Below are 17,288 nucleotides of genomic sequence, written 5' to 3'. Positions count from 1 at the left end.
GCATCGGTGGATCGAGGCTTAGCGGCCGAGTATGGCGTGGACCGGGAAGTGATCGCACGTCGGATAGCGGCGACCGGCGTGGCGCCAGCCCAGCCAGTCCCCATCATCAGCCCATTGAAATTGGCGGACATGTGCCGGCGGGGCATGACGGTCAGAGAGATGCACCGTGCGACAGGTCTCGCGCTCAAGACGCTCCGGAAGCACCTGGCAGCCGCTGGGATGCAGGCAGCGGACAAGCGGCCCGGAAGGGAACGCGCCGCCGTTGTTCCGGCAGATGTCCGGAGGCCGACCACATGACCGCCTACAGGCCCCCGAGGTTCAGTGGACTCGGCGCGCACGTTTCCGGCGTCAGTGCGTGGGTGCTGATGGCGGTCCTGGAGCGGGGCCGGGCAGTCGACAGCATCCAGAGCCTTCCGGCTGAGCCGAGAGCGGAAGTCCTGGCAACGCTGGACACGCTGAAGGCGGCCGCTATCCATTGGAGCGATCAGACGAAGGCCGAGGGCTTCCCCGCCCGGGCCAAGCCCCAGAAGGACGCTCAGGCGACGGAGACGGCCACGGATGGGCGCAAGACGCCAGCGCAAGCTGCGCAGCTTCTGGGGTGCAGTGAGCGGCGCGTACGCCAACTGCTGGCAGCGGGGCGACTGAATGGGCAGATGGTGGCCGGTCGTTGGCTCGTGGACCCTGCAAGCGTCGAGGATTACCTGCTTGCCCGGGACGTCGCTTAGCGACTGAGAAGAGGCTGTTCTGAGGCCGGAGACGGCCTGATCCCTGCCAGCAAAGCGAAGGAGGCACCCAACCTGGTGCCTCCTTTCTGGCGTCCACCGCTTACCCACCGCCTATTCCTACTTCCGCCGCCGGAAACGCGGAAACCAGCAAGATGCGTGCGGGCAGAGACTGATGGTGGAAAGTTCCTCCGGGAACCCAGCCGGGTTGCACGAAACGCCTGGCCCGTCAGTGGAAAGCGGGCCAGGCGCGACCGGGCCCAACGAATTCCCATCACGAGGAGCCAACCATGGCACGCAACATTACAGACCAAGACATCGTAGAAGCGCTCAACGGCACTCCGGCCAGGTCGGCCCGCACGAATGACCGCGACGTCGTAGAAGTCCTGCGCACGGGAACAACGTCGGTGAAACGAAACATGGACACGGCAATCGTGGAAGCCCTCCACGGCAACCCGACCGGCCACATCGCCGCCGAGGGGGAGCTACCGCTGCAGCGTCGCGGGGACGACATAGAAGCCGTAGCCATCTGGGCATCGAAGGAAGCTGCCTCCACTGCAACGTCTGCACTGGCGCAGGCCCTCATGCGAGCCGATGGCAGCAAGGGCATCTACGCCGCTGAGTCAGAAGCCCGCGCCATTGCGGCGGAGGCCTACGCGGAGGTGGCCAAGACGAGCCCCTACGAAGACCACAGGCAGGAAGCCGTGAAACGAGCCGTCACGAAAATGGCAGACATCGTAACTCGGGATCGCAGTAGGGAATCCCGCGCCACACCTGCCGCCATGAAGCCCGCAAACGTCGCCGAGGCCAAACCGACGCTGACGCCGAGAGTCACCACCAGCAAAATGACCGGGCAACCCATCACTCACTACTCGTAGACCACCAGCAACCAGGAGCACATCAGCATGGCACTTTTCAGCAAGAGCATCGAATCAGCACAGAACGCGGTCACCAAGGCCGAGTCAGTAGTCAGTGAGTGGGAGGCCAAGGCGGCGGCCGCACGTGCCGAAGCGGCCCGCCTTGACGCGGAGTCCGGCGCAGCCATCCTGGAGGATGAATCGGCGGCCGAGCGCGTCACCCTCAACATCCAGGCGCACGAGCGAAGGGCCCGGGCGTTTGATGGTGCGGCCGCGGAGGCCCGGCAGAAGCTCCACAAGGCCCGGAAGGAAGCCCTGGAAGCTGAGGCGCGGGAAGAAGACAAAGAGTCGGCGACACTCCACAAGCAGTCCGAGGCTCATACCGCAAAGGTCGCTGTCCTGCAGAAACAGCTCGAAGACCTCGACGATTGCCCATGGGCTCGCGCTTCCCTCACCGACTCGGTAACCGGCCGGCAATATGGCGAGCACATGGGCCGCACGGGGTATCTCGACGCTGAGTCGGAGCGCCACGCCGTCCGCGCCGCTGTGATCCGGACCTTCATCGCAACTGGGAGCGTCCCCAATGACTACTACGACATCAACAACGCAGTTGGGACCAGCTTCAACGGCTTCGCCCGCAGCATCCACGACCGCGACAACATCCCCGCGTCGGTACTCGCCGCCCGTGACGCCGGCCTGAGTTTCGCGGCGGTCGAAGCGTGACCGGGCAGCAAAGCGGTGGGTATCCGGTGGATGGCGAGAACGCCGCTCCCCCACCGGCGGCCGCAGAGCCCGAGATTAAGGGCGCTGAGGTATTCGACCCTCAGAACCTTGGCTTAGCAAGCCCCGGAATCGAGACCTTCGACGGTGGAGATCCGGACAGCAATCACGACGACAAGCACAACATCGATGGAGGCATGCCAGATGGCCAATAGGATCCAACTGCGCCGCGGCACGGCCGCCGAGTGGACATCCAGCAACCCGGTACTTGGCCAGGGTGAGCCCGGTGTCGAGACGGACACGGGCAAGATCAAATTCGGTGATGGAGTCGGCACATGGACCAGCCGGCCCTACGCTTCCAAGGGCGACCAGGGCATCCCTGGCGTGGCCGATGACGCCTCCGTGGCGGACCTCGTCGCGACCCTGGGCACAGACACGCAGGTGGCGCTTTCTGCCACGATTGCTACGGGCATCGAGGATAGCGAATACCTGCCCGCAACCTTCGCGCCGCAGCCGGTAAACAGCATCATCCCCATTGGAACCTCATTCACCGAAGGCAACTACGGACCCGGCACGTCCAAGCCCCTCGGCTATCAGGCACGCGGATACTTTGTGTGGGCTGAGGCGTTCCTGGGGCAGCGGCTCAAGTGGGTACGGAATGCCGGCGTCCCCGGCAACACGACGGCTATGATGCTTGCCCGCATCGACGCCGACGTGATCGCCTACGCCCCCGGCTGGTGCCTGATCGAAGTCGGCCCGAACGACGCAACGACCAACGTCACCGCCGCAACGACTCAGGCCAACATCGCCGCGATGGTGGACAAACTCACCAAGGCCGGTATCCGTGCAGCCGTGACCACCCCCACCACCACAGTGGCACACACGACCGGGCAGCGACAGGCTGCACTTGCGGTGGGGGCGTGGCTCCGCACATGGGCTCAGACCCAGCCGAACGTCGTCCTTGCTGACTTCGCTTCCGTGTGGGTCAACCCCGCGGACGGCGCCCCAGTGACCAATCTTGCGGACGACGGAACGCACCCGTCACCGGATGGTGCCATCGCCCTAGGTAAGGTGCTGGCGGACGCGCTGGCACCACGTGTCCCTGCCATCCGTGACCTGCCAGTGTCCAACATCAGCACCGGTAACCTGCTCACCAACGGCATGGCAACCGGAAACGTGTCCGGTCTGGCAACGGGGTTCGGCGTCAATGGTTCCGGGGCCACCCCCGTCCACACGGCATCCAAGGTGACACGGACTGACGGTATCCCCGGGGAATGGCAGCAGCTCGCCATCGGTCCCGGCAACGTCGCGGGCCGGACGATGAACTGGCCCACGATCAGCACCGGCTTTGTAGTCGGTGACGTTGTCGAGGCCTTGGTCGAATGGAAGCGTGTCGCGGGGGCCGTTGTCGTCTACGGCACTACCCAGCAGTTCCTCCAGGCGAAACTCATTGCCATCGGAGGCTCAGCCGAAACCGTATGGTGCGACCGTATTTCTTCCGAGAAGGTCTGGACCGCGTGGCCGGAAGGTGGCGTCGCGAAAACCCCGCCGCTGACGATCCCTGCGGGGACGACATCCCTGGTTCTCCAGTTCACCGCCCAGGGCGTGGACACCATGACCTTGCAGTTCGGCGCGGCCGTCGTCCGCAAGGTCACATAAATCCGGAACTGCACCACCAGCAACAGGGCCCCGCGCTACCTGCTCCCAGGCCCAGCGCGGGGCTCTGATTGTCATGCCGCCCTGGGCCGTTTCTCCTTGGCTGGGGCCGTGGCCACTCCCGCTGGCGGGGTGATGTCTATGTCCTCGTAAGTGAAAAGCTGTGGGGCGCCAACGATGAGAAGGGCGCCGCCGAAGAAGCCGACAATGCCGACAAATATGTAGGCTGGCCACCAGATGATCCCCCACGCGATGAGCGGATACAAGATGCCGGCGGTGACAACGGCGATCATGATGAAAGCCGCCCAACTGCTGGCGTTTGGTTTCCGGCTGGTCTTACGCATCCGGGACTGTGCGTACTTGGCCGCCTCGTAATTGATCAGCTGGCTAATGGAGTCGCGTGCTGCTTCGGGAAGCGCTTCATACAGCTTGGCATGCTGCTTCATGACCCGGATCGCGGCAGGGTCTTGCCTATCGTTCCTAAGTTTGATCCAGAGTGTGCTGAGCGGGATCAGCAGGGAGCCGACGAGCGGTGCGAACTTCTGCAACCAGTCAATAATTTCATTCACCGAAAGATTTTACCGGTGGGTAAGCGGTGGATCATGCCAAGAGAGGGCCGGGTGAGCCACGTCCATCCGGGGATTTCCCCATCTGAACAGTGACAGTCTGGGAGTAATAAGCACTACCTCTGTTGACACCGCGAGGAACATTCGGTTGTATGGGGAGTGCCGGTGACAAGACATCCCAGGGAAGTCTTCCGCGTAGGATAGCCGGCACTAAACTTCTTGGTCACTCCTTGCGCGCCTTCCCCATGGGTGAAATTCCGTTATAAGTGTTGGTTGAATGTACGGTTCCAGCCACCTGCAACTCTTACCCTCCAGCCTGCGTTGCACGGCCCACAACCCGTAGTCAGCCACTTGAAGGCCCCATGAGGACGACGACTTCCACACGCAGAGCTTGATATCTCGGTTTACCTGTCGACACACATCCTCAAGCGCCATTTTCGCTGCCGTTTGCCGAGCTGCTGTCCCAAAGGTTCCCGCCACGACATACAGCGTGTCCCCACGGTTGGTCACTTGTAGTGCCACCTCTTTGAGGTGCAGAAACCAAGCCATCTTATAGAGGTAATTTTGGCCCTTGCGCTTGACTGAATCGTATGCTTGGGCTTTGTAAAGAAACGTGCTGTCAAAGCGCGGCGCCTGGTCGCCAATCAACTGGAAAACCTGATTCTTCGTGTGGATCTTGTCGTTGACGGCGTGGAAGCCCTCGGGGAGATAAATGCCCGAACTCGATATTTCTGCCCTGAGTCTCATTCCTCCGAAAAGAGCATCAGCGTGGTCCCCATTGAATACTGCGGTACCGAAGCCGAAGTAAGTAGACGCGCCACTCTTACCCTCGCCGTCGTAATCTAGGTTCCCCGTCTCGTCTGCGTACAGGAACACCTCGGCCATACCTATTTCTTTCTCCCGGCAAATATGAACTTCCACAGCCTAGCGCCCAGGCCGTCGCCGGCGGGGGCGGTCGAGGTCTGCAGCGGTGGCATTCCCGAGGACGGCTGCCCAGGGCGGGAACACTAGGGAATGCCCGAACGGGAACATTTGTGTCCATATGGAGTATTTACGTTGCCATCGGACACGAAACGTCCCATATGGGTTCCAGAGGTGGTCCCGGAGTGTTCCCCGAGATTGGCGGACATTTGTCGTAGACATGCACGCAACAAAGAGCCACACTGCCGTAACAATGTCTTTCCCGGTGGGTAAGCGGTGGGCCGGACAGATTTTCCGGCCGATTTTTCCTCCGCTGGTCAAAACCGACGCCGTTCTCGTCACGAGCGACCTTAGAACCATCAGTTAGCAGCCCTCTGGATGGGCTCCGCTACTGCTTGGGCGGAACGAATCGCTTAACCGGTCCCTTGCTTTCCCCGCGATGGGATACCCAGGAGATCACGAGTTGCGAAGAGCCCCTCCGGATCCCCATAAACGTATCCACTTGCCCGACTTCCAACTCAGTGGGGAATGTCGCTTGGACGAGCTGAAACGCCTCGGTGTCAAACTCCAGTTTCGTTGCTGCCGCCGTGCCAACGTTCTTTATCGACCAGGTGTCGCCTGCCTCCCACTTGACCTCAAAATCGGCAGTTTTTGCAGCTTCGACGTCGGCGGCCTTCCGTCTGCGCTCAAGCAAAACTGCGCCCTGGCCTCCACCAAATCCCAAGCCCGCGGCGAGCAGCAGCTTACTGACCTCCCAGATCCACTCCATCGCGCTACAGACCCATCTTTTCTATGTGTTCGGGGCAGTACGCGCCGACCGCGGCCCCGTGCACGGCCACGAGCTGCTTCACGGTGTAAGCCCATCCGGCGGCCGTAAGGATGTAGTTGTTGATGTCGCTACCCTTGGCCCCGCCGTCGTACATGTCGCAGAAGCCTTGGCCAATGGCGACCAGGTCTTCGCCCGCGCCGGCGCTTCGCAGAGCAGGCTCCGACTCGTAGATGCCGTCGAGGTAGATCTTCTTTATCTGTTCCTCGCGGCTGGGAGTCTTCGTTGCTGCTGCGGCCGCCGTGGGCGCCTTGGAAGCCGCCGAGGGGCTAACATTCCCGGCTGTGGCTGTTGGAGCCGCCTCGGGATTGGAAGTGGCCGCGGAACAACCTGTGAGTACAAGCGCGGACAGCGCGAGTAGCGCTAAAGACTTATTCATGTGTTCCCCCAAGTAGTGCGACCGGATCCCCTGCCCGGCGTCAGTTCCCTGAGTATAGGACCCTCGGTGAACGCCGGTGGTACATGACAAGCGAGGGACCGCGCTCTGAAGGTTCTACTTGTTCGGCTGCCGCCAGATTTTCGGCTCCTTCACGCGCCAGAGAAGTTTTAGCTTGTATTTGAGCACCTGTCATTCTGGTGACAAGTAAAACCACAGATCTTCCGCCAACGGAAACCCGGAAGCCGCACCGGTGCCGGCCGTCATAGCCTCAAGGCATGACCAGCTTTGAGATCGACGCCAGCGAGCTACGAGCCTTCGCGGCCGGGCTCGAACGCAAGGCGGAGGCCGCCACGTTCCTGATCCGGGGAGCTGTCCGCAAAACAACTGCGGACATCGCAGCCGACGCCAAGCGGCTCGCGCCCGTCGATACGGGTTTCCTGCGGAGCAGCATCCAGACATCCTCAGCCGGCTCGAACGCCAACGTTGCCCAGGGAACAGTCCAAGCACAATCGGAATACTCGAAGTACGTCGAATTTGGTACGTCCAGGACGGCGCCACAGCCGTTCATGGGGCCGGCCGCTGACGGGCAGGAACAAAATCTACAACAGGCTGTCTCCCAAATCCTAGGGCAGCTAGGAGAAGGACTATGAGCGACAAATTCCTGACCATCCGGCTACGCGCCGAGGTAGCCGACTTTCAGAGGCGGATGGCCGAGGTATCGAAGCTGACACGTGACACGGCGATGACCTCGGAAGAGGCCGCTTCCAAGACGTCCAAGGCTTCCGAAAAGTCGGCGGAAGCGTCGAAGAAGGACGCTCAGGCGAAGGCTGAACAGGCCGCAGCAGCTGAGAAAGCCGGCGCAACACTCATGACCTTCGGGACTGCCGCTGTGGCCGGGCTGGGCCTCGCTGGTAAGGCCGCCATGGATTGGGAGTCCGCATGGGCTGGCGTGACCAAGACCGTCGACGGCACCCCGGAGCAGATGAACGCCCTGGAGGAATCCTTGCGCGGCTTGGCCACGACATTGCCGGCAACGCACGAGGAAATCGCTGGAGTGGCCGAGGCCGCTGGTCAGCTGGGTGTGAAGCGTGAAGACGTTGTCGGCTTCACTGAGACGATGATCGCCCTTGGCGAGACGACGAACCTGACCGCTGATGATGCAGCCACGGCGATTGCTCAGATCAGCAACGTCATGGGCACGATGGAACGGGACGGTTCCGAAGGCGTGGAGAGGTTCTCAGCAACGCTTGTGGCACTGGGCAACGCGGGGGCCTCTACTGAGGCCGAGATTGTGTCCATGGCGCAACGGCTGGCTGGTGCTGGCAAGCTGATCGGCGCATCGGAGTCTGATGTCCTGGCGCTGGCCAACGCGATGGCGTCCGTTGGTATCGAAGCGCAGCTCGGCGGCGGCGTGATGTCCCGCGTCATGCAGCGCATGTACGGGGACGTCATGAAGGGCGGCGAAGGCCTTGAGAACCTGGCCAAGGTCGCCGGCGTCAGCTCCAAGGACTTCGCCGCGGCGTTTGAGAATGACCCCGTCCGCGCCGTCGACATGATGGTCCAGGGCTTGTCCCGGGTGAAGGACGAGGGTGGCAACGTCATGGACACCATGGACGGCCTCGGCATCAAAGGCACGGAAGAAACCTCCGTGATCCTCCGACTGGCCGGCGCTGGGGATCTCCTGTCCGACTCGCTGAAACTCGGCGATGAGGCATGGAAGTCCAACTCCGCACTCGCTGCGGAAGCCGCCAAAAGGTATGAGACGACCGAAGCGAAAGTCCAGATCGCGTGGAACAACATCAAGGACGCTGCCATCGACGCCGGCGCCGTGCTGCTGCCTCTCATAGCCGGAGCAGCTGAGGGAGCTGCTGATCTGGCGCAGGCCTTCGGGTCCCTCCCCGACCCAGTTAAGGGCGCATTGACGGTGCTCGGCGGGGTGGGCGGAGTTGCCGCCCTTGGAGCGGGCGCGTTCCTTACCCTCACGCCGAAGGTCCTCGACGCGATGCAGGCCTTCGACAAGCTCGCCCCCGCAGGTGGCCGTGCCCGCGGCGCCCTGGTAGGCGTCGGCAAGGCGGCCGGCGGGGCAATGACCCTCGTGGCCCTGACCACAATCCTTGCGAAGCTCGCCGAATCTGACTACATGTCCAAGATCGACACTGGCATGGGCAAGGTCGCAGACGTCCTCGCCGACGTAACCGCTAACGGGCCGGGCGCTGCAGCCTCACTGGACTCCCTGTTCCAAGACCGCGACGGCGGGAACCTGATCCAGGGCGTTGAAGACCTCAACACCGCAATGCAGCGCACCTTCAACAAGAACAAGGACCAAGAGTTCAACGACTGGGCCGAGGGCATCATCGGCGCGATAGTGCCGGTAAAGGGCTCCTCACACATACTTGCCGATTCGTTCGACCGGATTGATCAGAGCTTTGCCGACATGGTCTCAAGCGGGAAACCGGAGGACGCGGCAAAGGTCTTCGCCAAAATCGAAGCCGCCGCCAAGATCCAAGGCGCCACCGTTGAGGAATTGGCCGCCAAGTTCCCCCAGTACGGGGACGCCCTGCGAGCCGCCTCCGCGGATGCGAAGAACGCGGCCGCGGAAGGCGACAACGTCAAGGGTTCCATCGAGGGGGCAGGCAATGCTGCTGAGGTTTCGGCAGCCCAAGCGGAAGAGATTGAGACAGCCCTTGAAGACGTGGGCCTTGCCGCCGACGGAACCGTAACAGACCTTGTCAAATTTACCGACGCGCTGATCAATGCAGGACTGTTGCAGCTGAGCGCTAGGGACGCGGCTCGAGGCTTCGAGGAAGCCATCGATAATATGTCGGAGTCGCTGGCTACTAACGGTAGAACCTTGGATACTACGACAGCCGCCGGCCGCGCCAACGAGGCGGCGCTTGACGCTATTGCCGGTGCTGGGTTCCGCTCAGCCGGGGCGATGGCGGCAAACGGCGCGAGCCACGAGGCATTGCAGGGCAATCTAAGGACCACCTACGACCGGCTTGTGGAGTCCGCCCGAGCATTTACAGACACGGACGAGGAAGCTATCGCGCTGGCTCGGGACATTATGAAGGTCCCGCCCGGGGTAAACATCGACTCCTGGATGGACGACGAAGCCAAGAGGATGGCTGAGGCCACCGCTGGGGCGCTGGACAAGATCGACGGCCGAGTGGTTCGCACTTACACGACGAACTTCATCGACACGGTACGTTCCGATTCGGTCCAGCCCGGCACGGGCGCGAAGCGTTCCGGTGAGCGTGACGCGTTCGCTGTTGGTGGTGAGATCCGCGGGCCTGGCACCGGCACGAGCGACAGTGTCCCGATCCTGGCGTCCAACGGCGAGCATATGCTCACCGCCCAAGAGGTCAGGATCATGGGCGGGCACGATTCCGTCTACCAGTTCCGAGCAGATCTTCGCGGTGGGCGGAAGATACCCGGATACGCCCAGGGCGGCGCAATTGGTGCATCCGTCTCAGCTACTGAGATCATGATGCAGCACCCGACCGCGGCCCCATCCGTGAGCCTTGATGGGCTTGCGGTCTACGTCACAAACCCCTTCACCGGGGAGCAGGTGCGGGGCGTGGTGTCATCCATCGCAAGGCAGGAAGCAAATGGCGCAATCACCGCCGCCGACGCCCAGTCTCGCTTTAGGCGGCCGGGACGCTAAGCGGACCGCGGGACGGCCTCAGCGGGTATCCGATCGCCAAAGGCGTGAACTACCCATCCACCGCAGTCGGGCCGCCAGACAAGGGTGATGTAGAGCGGATCCTCAAGGCGCGTACCCTTCGGAACGTACCCTGTGTTCACGCCGCGGTGCACGCCGACGTAGGCAATGTGTGGCTTCCCGGGAGCATATGCAACCTTCTGCGAGATGCCCGGCCGCTCGATAGTCCGGAACAGCGCCGCGGCCATATCGACTCTCCCCTCGGCAGCCAGCGATTCGGGCGTCATCAGGAACTGAAACTCCCCGGCGCTTTCCGGGTGCCAGTGCATCGCCGTGAAGAACATCCGGGCAATCTGGAAGGGGTCGGCGCTCATCTGCCGGCCGGCCTCGAGTTCTTCTAGCTCGTCGTCATTCATAATCCAAAGGTACGCGGATGCCGCTGCCCGGCGTTAGAACGTTTCCGGCAAGGAAAGCCTGCGCTAGCGTGCCTTCATGACACCTTCACCTTCACCTTGGAACGATGTCCGGACGCCGTCTGGACTCCCCCGGATGGCATTTACGATCCAGGAGGTGGCCGAGATGTTGGCCGAACCTGAGACGACCATCAAGCGGCACTGCCAGACGCAGGCCCTCCGCGGCGCATACAAGACGGGCGGGAAGACGAGCCCGTGGCGGATCCCGCGCAAGGCGATTGACTACTATCAGGCGACACGCAGTAATCAGTAGAGCCCACCGCTTACCCACCGGAAACACTGAAAACCAACCATTTACGTTGAAAAGCTGACGTGGAGGAAACCCCGCATATTGCCCGGAATCTAGCGGCCAATCGCGGGTCATGAAAAACGATGAAAACCAGCATCCCCTAATCCGCCGGTCGGGGGTTCGATTCCCTCCTGGGGCACAAAGGAAGCGGCTCCCGCCTGCGCCAACGCAGAGGGAGCCGCTTCTGTCTTTCCACGCGGCCGCCGCCGGAGGACAGTGTTAACTGACCCGCGGGAAACGGAACAACGCAATCCTCCATCACTTTAACGCTAAGCATGCTTATGATTTGAAGGTGGCGCCGACTCGTTGAAGTGGCGTCGGCGCCACAATCTGCCGCCACGGCGGATCACCTCGAAGAGGATGGACCGAATGACTCATCAATCGCCCGACTACGATCCGAACGAGCCAGCCCCGGCGTCAGGGCAGGTTCAACCCGGCAACGCAGAGCGCCCGATTCCGCCCGGCGCAACGCCTGCGCAGCCCCCGCCGCCTGCACCGGAGGACCGGCGTGTGACACGAGCCGGCATGGTCTGGGCGGCCGTCGCCACCGCCTTGGCGGTGATGGTTCTGCTCATCGTCTTTATCCTGCAGAACCAGGATTATGTGCAGGTCAGATACTTCGGGCTGGAGGGGGCCGTGCCACTGGGCATTGCGCTGTTCATCGCCGCAGTGGGCGGCGGCATCCTGGTGGCGGTTGCGGGCGCAGCCAGGATTATTCAGCTTCGCGCGGCGGCCCATCGGAGGAAGGTCCTGACGCAGCGCGTCCGGTAGAGGCACGCCGGGTAGCACCGGCTGCCTAGCGCCGACTGGCCGTGTGTCACCCGCGTTCGTCACCGCCCGGGTGCCCTTCGGGAGTGTCATCCATCCCGGCGATATCGGGGTCAATTGTTGCGGCCAGGTCGCCGGCCACGGAGTCCCGCGCGGCCTCGTCCACGGGCCGCGACATCCCGTCGTCGCCGCGAGCGGTACCGTTTTCGTCTGGAATCTCAGTCATGGGGCCAAGCTAAACCCGTTCCGGGTGCTTGTCGAGGGCCCGCATCTCCGGCGGCAAAGCCGCTCCGGAAGAGCCGGGACAGTCAGCGCTCCAACAGTTCCTTCAGGTTTCCCAGCACCATTTCCCAGAGTTTGGCAGACTCCTCCACCTCGGAATCGCTTTTGTTGTTACCTTGCGTGATGGTGACCTGGGTGCCTTCCGGCTTCTCGTCCAGCCGGTATTCCACCGTGTGATAATTCTCCGGCACGTCCGGCAATCCCGTCAGCGGGCTGTAGTGGGTGATGCGGAGCAGCTCCTGGTGCCGGTTTTCCAGCACGATGCCTTTGTCTTCGTAGCTCTTGCCTTTCCATTCACCGGCGAAGGTCACCGGGTCGCCTTCCTGCCAGGTGGTGGTCACATTCGTGCCAAGGAAATACTGTTTGACAATTTCCGGATCGGTGAGTGCCTTCCACACCCGGTTCCGCGGGGCTTCTACGAGGATGGACGCTTCCGCGTCCTTGATCTGATCGTTCATCGCTGTTCCTCCTGCGCCTCAGGATACGCGCGGCGGTGGACGGTGGTAAGAGACAAATGCGCTGGCACCAAAACGAGTGCACCCATGGCAACGGCCCGGCACCGCAATGCGGTACCGGGCCGTCAGGTGGGGCGCAGGCCCCGGCCGTGACGAAGCAGGGGCCCGCGGTCTGGTCAGGAATCATGCCGTCGCAGGAACGCGGCGGTACCGGTCAGGCGTAGGGCAGGACAAGTCCCGCGTAGCGCTCCTTCATGGTCGCCAGGACGCTGTCGCCGTCGGCGTCCCAGATTTCCTGATTGAAAATTTCCACTTCGATGTCGCCGGTGTAGCCGGCATCGCGGACCCAGGTGCCGATGGTCGCGAAGTCGATGACGCCGTCGCCCATCATGCCCCGGGACAACAGTGCGTCGGCGGCGATGGGCAGGTTGAAGTCGCACACCTGGTAGGAGGCAATGCGGTTCTCCCGGCCGGCCCGTTCGATCTGCGCCTTCAGTTCCGGATCCCACCACACGTGGAAGGTGTCGACGGCGACGCCGACGGCCTTCGCATCGTACGGTGCCGCCAGGTCCAGGGCCTGGCCGAGGGTGGAGATCAGGGCGCGGTCGGCGGCGTACATCGGGTGCAGCGGCTCCAGCACCAGCCGGACGCCGTTCTCAACGGCGAACGGAACCAGGTCCGCGAGGCGGTCGGCGACGCGCTGGCGGGCAGCCACCACGTCCTTCTCCCCCCGGGCGAGGCCGCCGACCACCAGGAACAGTTCCCGGGTGTCCAGCGCCACGGCTTCCAGGATGGCGGCACGGTTGTCAGCGAGCGCCGCCGCCTCTCCCTCGGCGTCGGCCGCCGTCAGGAAGCCGCCGCGGCAGAGCGAGGACACCCGCAGGCCTGCGTCCCTGATGAGTTTGGCGGCTTTGTCGAGGCCCGCTTCGTGCACGCGGTCACGCCACGGGCCGATTGCGGGGATGCCGGCGCGGGCGCAGCCGTCGACGGCCTCGGCCAGGCTCCATTTCTTGGTGGTGGCGCTGTTGAGGGAAAGTCGTGAAAAAGGGGATGGTCCCGAACTAATTGTCATACTCCCACTCCGTTGATGCGAAGGTAGTCGGACATCCGAAACGCGGCCAGTGCCGGGTCCTTCAGTAGTCCCGCCTGGTCGGCCAGTTCGAAGGTCTTCGCCAGATGCACCACGGAGCGGCCAGAATGCAGTCCGCCCACCATTTGGAAGCCCGGTTGTTTGCCGTTGAGCCAGGACATGAACGCGATGCCGGTCTTGTAGTAGAACGTGGGGGCGCTGAAGATGTGCTTGCCCAGTTCACGCGTGGAATCGAGGATGGCGCGGGCCCTGACGGCGTCGCCGGCGTCGTAGCTTTGCAGCGCCGCCGATGCTGCCGGGTAGATGGCAGCGAAGATGCCCAGCAGGGCGTCCGAGTGGTGCGTGCCGTCGCCGTCGATCAGTTCCGGGTAGTTGAAGTCGTCGCCGGTGTACAGCCGGACGCCTTCGGGGAGTTCCGCCCGCAGTGCCACTTCGTGGCTGGCATCGAGGAGCGAGACCTTGACGCCGTCCACCTTGTCCGCGTGCTCGCGGATCAGGGACAGGAACGTGTCAGTGGCCGTGGCGACGTCGTCGGAGCCCCAGTAGCCGGCCAGCGCGGGATCGAACATGGTACCGAGCCAGTGCAGGATGACGGGCTGCTCGGCTTCCTGCAGCAGCGTCGAGTAGACGTGCAGGTAGTCATCCGGCCCGCTGGCCACCTTCGCCAAAGCGCGTGAGGCCATCAGGATGACTTTGGGACCGGCCTCGGACACGACGGCGACCTGCTCGCGGTAGGCGTCGAGGACGGCCTGGATGCCGGCGGCGCCTGCAGGCAGCGTGGCCGGATCCAGCTGGTCGGTGCCGGCGCCGCAGGACACCAGGTCGCGGACGGACTTGCCGGCCGTGGCGGCGTTGCGGGAGGAGACCACGGATGCAGCCTCCACACCGGTGCGCTTGATGAGCTGCTGAGTGGCAGCCCAGTCCAGGCCCATGCCGCGCTGGGCGGTGTCCATGGCATCTGCCACGCCGAGGCCGTAGGACCAGAGCTCGTGCCGGTACGCCAGGGTGGCGTCCCAGTCGAGGCGCGCCGGTGCGCCCGGGGTGTTGTCGGCAGTGACTTCCGGGATGACGTGGGCGGCGGCGTAGGCGTGACGCGTGGTGATGGGGGCCGAGGGCCGGGACCAGGCAGGGGCGGACTGGAGCCGGTATTCGCGGGTTCCGCCGTCGTGGGTGGGAAGGATCAGCGATGTCATCAGAGCGTGATCTCCGGGATGTCGATAGTGCGGCGTTCGTCGTTGGACTGGAGTCCGAGCTCGGCGAGCTGCACGCCGCGGGCAGCGGAGAGCAGGCCGAAGCGGTGTTCGCGGCCGGCAACGACGTCGCGCAGGAATTCTTCCCACTGCAGCTTGAAGCCGTTGTCCAGTTCAGCGTTGGCGGGGACTTCCTGCCACTGGCTGCGGAAGGATTCCGTGACGGGCAGGTCCGGGTTCCAGACCGGCTTGGGCGTGTGGGCGCGCTGCTGGGCAACGCACTTGTTCAGGCCGGCGACGGCGGAACCGTGCGTGCCGTCGATCTGGAACTCGACCAGTTCGTCGCGGTAGACGCGGACGGCCCAGGAGGAGTTGATCTGGCCGATGACCGGCTCGCCCGCCTGCGTTTCGAGTTCGAAGATGCCGTAGGAGGCGTCATCGGCGGTGGCCTTGTATTCCTTGCCGGCCTCGTCCCAGCGGGCCGGGATGTGGGTGGCGGTCTTGGCGTTGACGCTCTTGACCTTGCCGATGATGCCTTCGAGGACGTAGTTCCAGTGGCAGAACATGTCCGTGGTCATGCCGCCGCCGTCTTCCTTGCGGTAGTTCCAGGACGGGCGCTGTGCCGCCTGCACGTCGCCCTCGAACACCCAGTAGCCGAATTCGCCGCGGATGGACAGGATGCGGCCGAAGAAGCCCTCGTCAACCAGGCGGCGCAACTTGACCAGGCCCGGGAGGTACAGCTTGTCGTGCACAACGCCGGCGGTCACGCCGGCTTCCTTCCCGATGCGGGCCAGTTCGATGGCCTCTTCGAGGGTTTCAGCCGTGGGCTTCTCGGTGAAGATGTGCTTGCCGGCCAGCATGGCCTTCTTCAGTGTGGCGGCCCGGAGGCTTGTCATGGAGGCGTCGAAGATGATGTCCACGGTGGGGTCGTTGATCACGGAGTCGAGGTCCGTGGTCCACTCCGCCACCTTGTGGAGTTCGGCGAGTTCGCGGATCTTGGCTTCGTTGCGTCCCACCAGGATGGGTTCGACCTGGACCTTGGTGCCGTCCTCGAGGGTGAACCCGCCGGCGTCGCGGATGGGGAGGATGGAGCGCAGCAGGTGCTGGCGGTAGCCCATCCGGCCGGTGATGCCGTTCATGGCGATACGGATCGTCTTTGTTTCGAAGCCCATGTGTCCTCCACAGTTCGTAGCTCAGTGCGTGTCTTTGGGAAAGCGCATTCCCACTGCATTCATGATGCATCTTTCCGCGCCACATGGCAAGCGCTTTCCCGAAACTCGGTCAAACTGCCATAATGGCCAGTACGCGCACGTTGGCTGAACAGGAGATACCGGTGGCTGCAAGTACCCTTACCGAGGTGGCACGACTGGCGGGGGTTTCGCCGGCTACTGCATCACGCGTCCTCAACGGTTCCGCCCGCAAGCCGGGCCCGGGCGTGTCCGAGCGGGTGCGCCAGGCCGCTGAAACCCTCGGCTACATCCCCAATGCCCAGGCACAGGCGCTGGCAAAATCCAGCTCTGGCCTTGTGGGGCTGATTGTGCACGACATCGCGGATCCGTACTTCTCGGCCATAGCACGGGGCGTCCAGGAGGTGGCCCGCGAGCAGCACAAGATGGTGCTGCTGGCCACCACGGGCGGAACCCCGGCGGATGAGAAGGACGCCGTGGCCGCTTTCGCGGCCAGGCGGGCGGACGCCATTGTCATTGCCGGCTCACGGTCCCGCCGGCCGGAGGACGACAAGGGCAATGCTGACCTCGCCGCCGAACTGGACCGCTACTGCCGCAACGGCGGCCACGTCGGCGTCGTGGGGCAGGCAATCGTCGGCGCCGGCGCGCTGGACGGATACCACCTGGTGGAAGTGCCGAACGAGGAGCTGGCCGCGGAACTCGCCGGAAAGCTTGCTGCCGGCCATTCAGGCGAGTTTGTGATCGTCGGCGGCCCGGAGGGGCTGATCACCTCTGACGACCGGATCCGCGGTTTCCAGTCCGGCCTTGCCGCGGCCGACCGTTCCCCCGCCGAAGTGCTCCGTGCATCCTTCAACCGCGCCGGCGGCTACGAGGCGGGACTCGAGCTGGCTCGGCGGATCCGGGAGGCCCGTGCGTCCGGAGCGTCGAAAGAGGGCGAAAAGCCGGGACTGTGCATTTTCGCGGCAAACGATGTCATGGCCATCGGTGCCACGGCGGGGCTTCGTTCCCAGGGATTCAGAATCCCCCGCGACGCCCTGATCGCCGGGTTCGACGACATCGAGACCCTTCGGGACTTCCGCCCGGGGCTCTCTACAGTCCGCCTTCCGCTCGAGGAAATCGGCCGCCTGGCCACGCTGAGCACCTCGGGTCCTGAAGCTCCAGACGGGGACGGCCACCACGACGGCGGTCCCGCCGTGACGGGACAGGTGACGCTCAGGCGGAGCACTGAGTGGACGCCCTGACGGGC

20 protein-coding genes are annotated in these 17,288 nt (G+C 63.7%); 10 read left to right on the top strand and 10 right to left on the bottom strand.

Features of this window, described 5'->3' with window-relative positions:
- The 5 genes from J7I79_RS21680 to J7I79_RS21660 form a co-directional block, all read left to right on the top strand.
- On the top strand, positions 1-297 hold a 297-nt coding region (locus J7I79_RS21680), incomplete at its 5' end, for a hypothetical protein (RefSeq protein ID WP_214956911.1).
- Positions 294-725, top strand: a complete 432-nt coding sequence (locus J7I79_RS21675) for a helix-turn-helix domain-containing protein (protein WP_214956909.1) — start codon at positions 294-296, stop codon at positions 723-725. The genes J7I79_RS21680 and J7I79_RS21675, both read left to right, overlap by 4 nt.
- A 287-nt stretch (positions 726-1,012) precedes the next feature.
- Positions 1,013-1,600, top strand: a complete 588-nt coding sequence (locus J7I79_RS21670; RefSeq protein ID WP_214956907.1) for a hypothetical protein — start codon at positions 1,013-1,015, stop codon at positions 1,598-1,600.
- Between the two features lie 27 nt (positions 1,601-1,627).
- On the top strand, positions 1,628-2,302 hold the full coding sequence (locus tag J7I79_RS21665) for a hypothetical protein (RefSeq protein WP_214956905.1): 675 nt from the start codon (positions 1,628-1,630) through the stop codon (positions 2,300-2,302).
- A 201-nt stretch (positions 2,303-2,503) separates the two neighbouring features.
- Complete coding sequence (locus tag J7I79_RS21660) at positions 2,504-3,958, top strand: GDSL-type esterase/lipase family protein (RefSeq protein ID WP_214956903.1); 1,455 nt, start codon at positions 2,504-2,506, stop codon at positions 3,956-3,958.
- Positions 3,959-4,029: 71 nt separating this feature from the next.
- Here the strand turns inward: J7I79_RS21660 and J7I79_RS21655 are convergent, their stop codons facing one another.
- From J7I79_RS21655 to J7I79_RS21640, 4 genes are all read right to left on the bottom strand, one after another.
- Positions 4,030-4,524 (bottom strand): hypothetical protein, encoded by a 495-nt coding sequence (locus tag J7I79_RS21655; protein WP_214956901.1) that lies wholly within the window; start codon positions 4,522-4,524, stop codon positions 4,030-4,032.
- 207 nt (positions 4,525-4,731) lie between these two features.
- Complete coding sequence (locus J7I79_RS21650) at positions 4,732-5,406, bottom strand: DUF3800 domain-containing protein (protein WP_214956899.1); 675 nt, start codon at positions 5,404-5,406, stop codon at positions 4,732-4,734.
- A gap of 424 nt (positions 5,407-5,830) precedes the next feature.
- Entirely contained in the window at positions 5,831-6,211 is a 381-nt protein-coding gene (locus tag J7I79_RS21645; protein WP_214956897.1) for a hypothetical protein, read from the bottom strand.
- 4 nt (positions 6,212-6,215) lie between these two features.
- Positions 6,216-6,647: a DUF732 domain-containing protein gene (locus tag J7I79_RS21640; RefSeq protein ID WP_214956895.1), complete on the bottom strand. Its 432-nt coding sequence runs from the start codon at positions 6,645-6,647 to the stop codon at positions 6,216-6,218.
- A 275-nt stretch (positions 6,648-6,922) separates the two neighbouring features.
- Here J7I79_RS21640 and J7I79_RS21635 point away from each other — a divergent pair, with 275 nt between their 5' ends.
- Together J7I79_RS21635 and J7I79_RS21630 are read left to right on the top strand one after the other, a co-directional pair.
- Positions 6,923-7,297 (top strand): HK97-gp10 family putative phage morphogenesis protein, encoded by a 375-nt coding sequence (locus J7I79_RS21635; protein WP_214956893.1) that lies wholly within the window; start codon positions 6,923-6,925, stop codon positions 7,295-7,297.
- Entirely contained in the window at positions 7,294-10,311 is a 3,018-nt protein-coding gene (locus J7I79_RS21630; protein WP_214956890.1) for a phage tail tape measure protein, read from the top strand. The genes J7I79_RS21635 and J7I79_RS21630 overlap by 4 nt, the downstream gene beginning before the upstream one ends.
- Here the strand turns inward: J7I79_RS21630 and J7I79_RS21625 are convergent.
- Positions 10,308-10,724: a hypothetical protein gene (locus tag J7I79_RS21625; protein ID WP_214956889.1), complete on the bottom strand. Its 417-nt coding sequence runs from the start codon at positions 10,722-10,724 to the stop codon at positions 10,308-10,310. The genes J7I79_RS21630 and J7I79_RS21625 overlap by 4 nt on opposite strands.
- A 133-nt stretch (positions 10,725-10,857) precedes the next feature.
- On the opposite strand from J7I79_RS21625, the gene J7I79_RS21620 reads away from it, so the two are divergent.
- Complete coding sequence (locus J7I79_RS21620; RefSeq protein WP_214956887.1) at positions 10,858-11,034, top strand: helix-turn-helix domain-containing protein; 177 nt, start codon at positions 10,858-10,860, stop codon at positions 11,032-11,034.
- Positions 11,035-11,439: 405 nt separating this feature from the next.
- Positions 11,440-11,841 carry a lipopolysaccharide assembly LapA domain-containing protein gene (locus J7I79_RS21615; protein WP_214956885.1) on the top strand — a complete coding sequence of 134 codons (402 nt, stop codon included), beginning with the start codon at positions 11,440-11,442 and terminating at the stop codon, positions 11,839-11,841.
- A gap of 46 nt (positions 11,842-11,887) precedes the next feature.
- On the opposite strand, the gene J7I79_RS21610 is transcribed toward J7I79_RS21615, so the two are convergent.
- The 5 genes from J7I79_RS21610 to J7I79_RS21590 all read right to left on the bottom strand — a co-directional run bounded on the left by J7I79_RS21610 (position 11,888) and on the right by J7I79_RS21590 (position 16,027).
- On the bottom strand, positions 11,888-12,064 hold the full coding sequence (locus J7I79_RS21610; protein WP_181038806.1) for a hypothetical protein: 177 nt from the start codon (positions 12,062-12,064) through the stop codon (positions 11,888-11,890).
- Between the two features lie 82 nt (positions 12,065-12,146).
- Positions 12,147-12,578, bottom strand: a complete 432-nt coding sequence (locus J7I79_RS21605) for an SRPBCC domain-containing protein (protein WP_214956883.1) — start codon at positions 12,576-12,578, stop codon at positions 12,147-12,149.
- Between the two features lie 211 nt (positions 12,579-12,789).
- Complete coding sequence (locus J7I79_RS21600; protein ID WP_214956881.1) at positions 12,790-13,647, bottom strand: sugar phosphate isomerase/epimerase; 858 nt, start codon at positions 13,645-13,647, stop codon at positions 12,790-12,792.
- The gene (locus J7I79_RS21595) at positions 13,644-14,858 is read right to left on the bottom strand and encodes a dihydrodipicolinate synthase family protein (RefSeq protein WP_214956879.1); all 1,215 of its coding nucleotides are present in this window, start codon (positions 14,856-14,858) and stop codon (positions 13,644-13,646) included. Before J7I79_RS21595 ends, J7I79_RS21600 begins: the two co-directional genes overlap by 4 nt.
- Complete coding sequence (locus tag J7I79_RS21590; protein ID WP_214956877.1) at positions 14,858-16,027, bottom strand: Gfo/Idh/MocA family protein; 1,170 nt, start codon at positions 16,025-16,027, stop codon at positions 14,858-14,860. The genes J7I79_RS21595 and J7I79_RS21590 overlap by 1 nt, the downstream gene beginning before the upstream one ends.
- 161 nt (positions 16,028-16,188) lie before the next feature.
- On the opposite strand from J7I79_RS21590, the gene J7I79_RS21585 reads away from it, so the two are divergent.
- Positions 16,189-17,283, top strand: coding sequence for a LacI family DNA-binding transcriptional regulator (locus J7I79_RS21585; protein ID WP_214956875.1), 1,095 nt, complete (start codon positions 16,189-16,191; stop codon positions 17,281-17,283).
- The last annotated feature ends 5 nt before the right edge of the window (positions 17,284-17,288 follow it).

The sequence above is a fragment of the Arthrobacter sp. ISL-69 genome, from assembly GCF_018613775.1.
Classification (GTDB): domain Bacteria; phylum Actinomycetota; class Actinomycetes; order Actinomycetales; family Micrococcaceae; genus Arthrobacter.
Note: the sequence above shows the minus strand (reverse complement) of the source record. Positions and strands in the feature narration are given on the sequence as shown.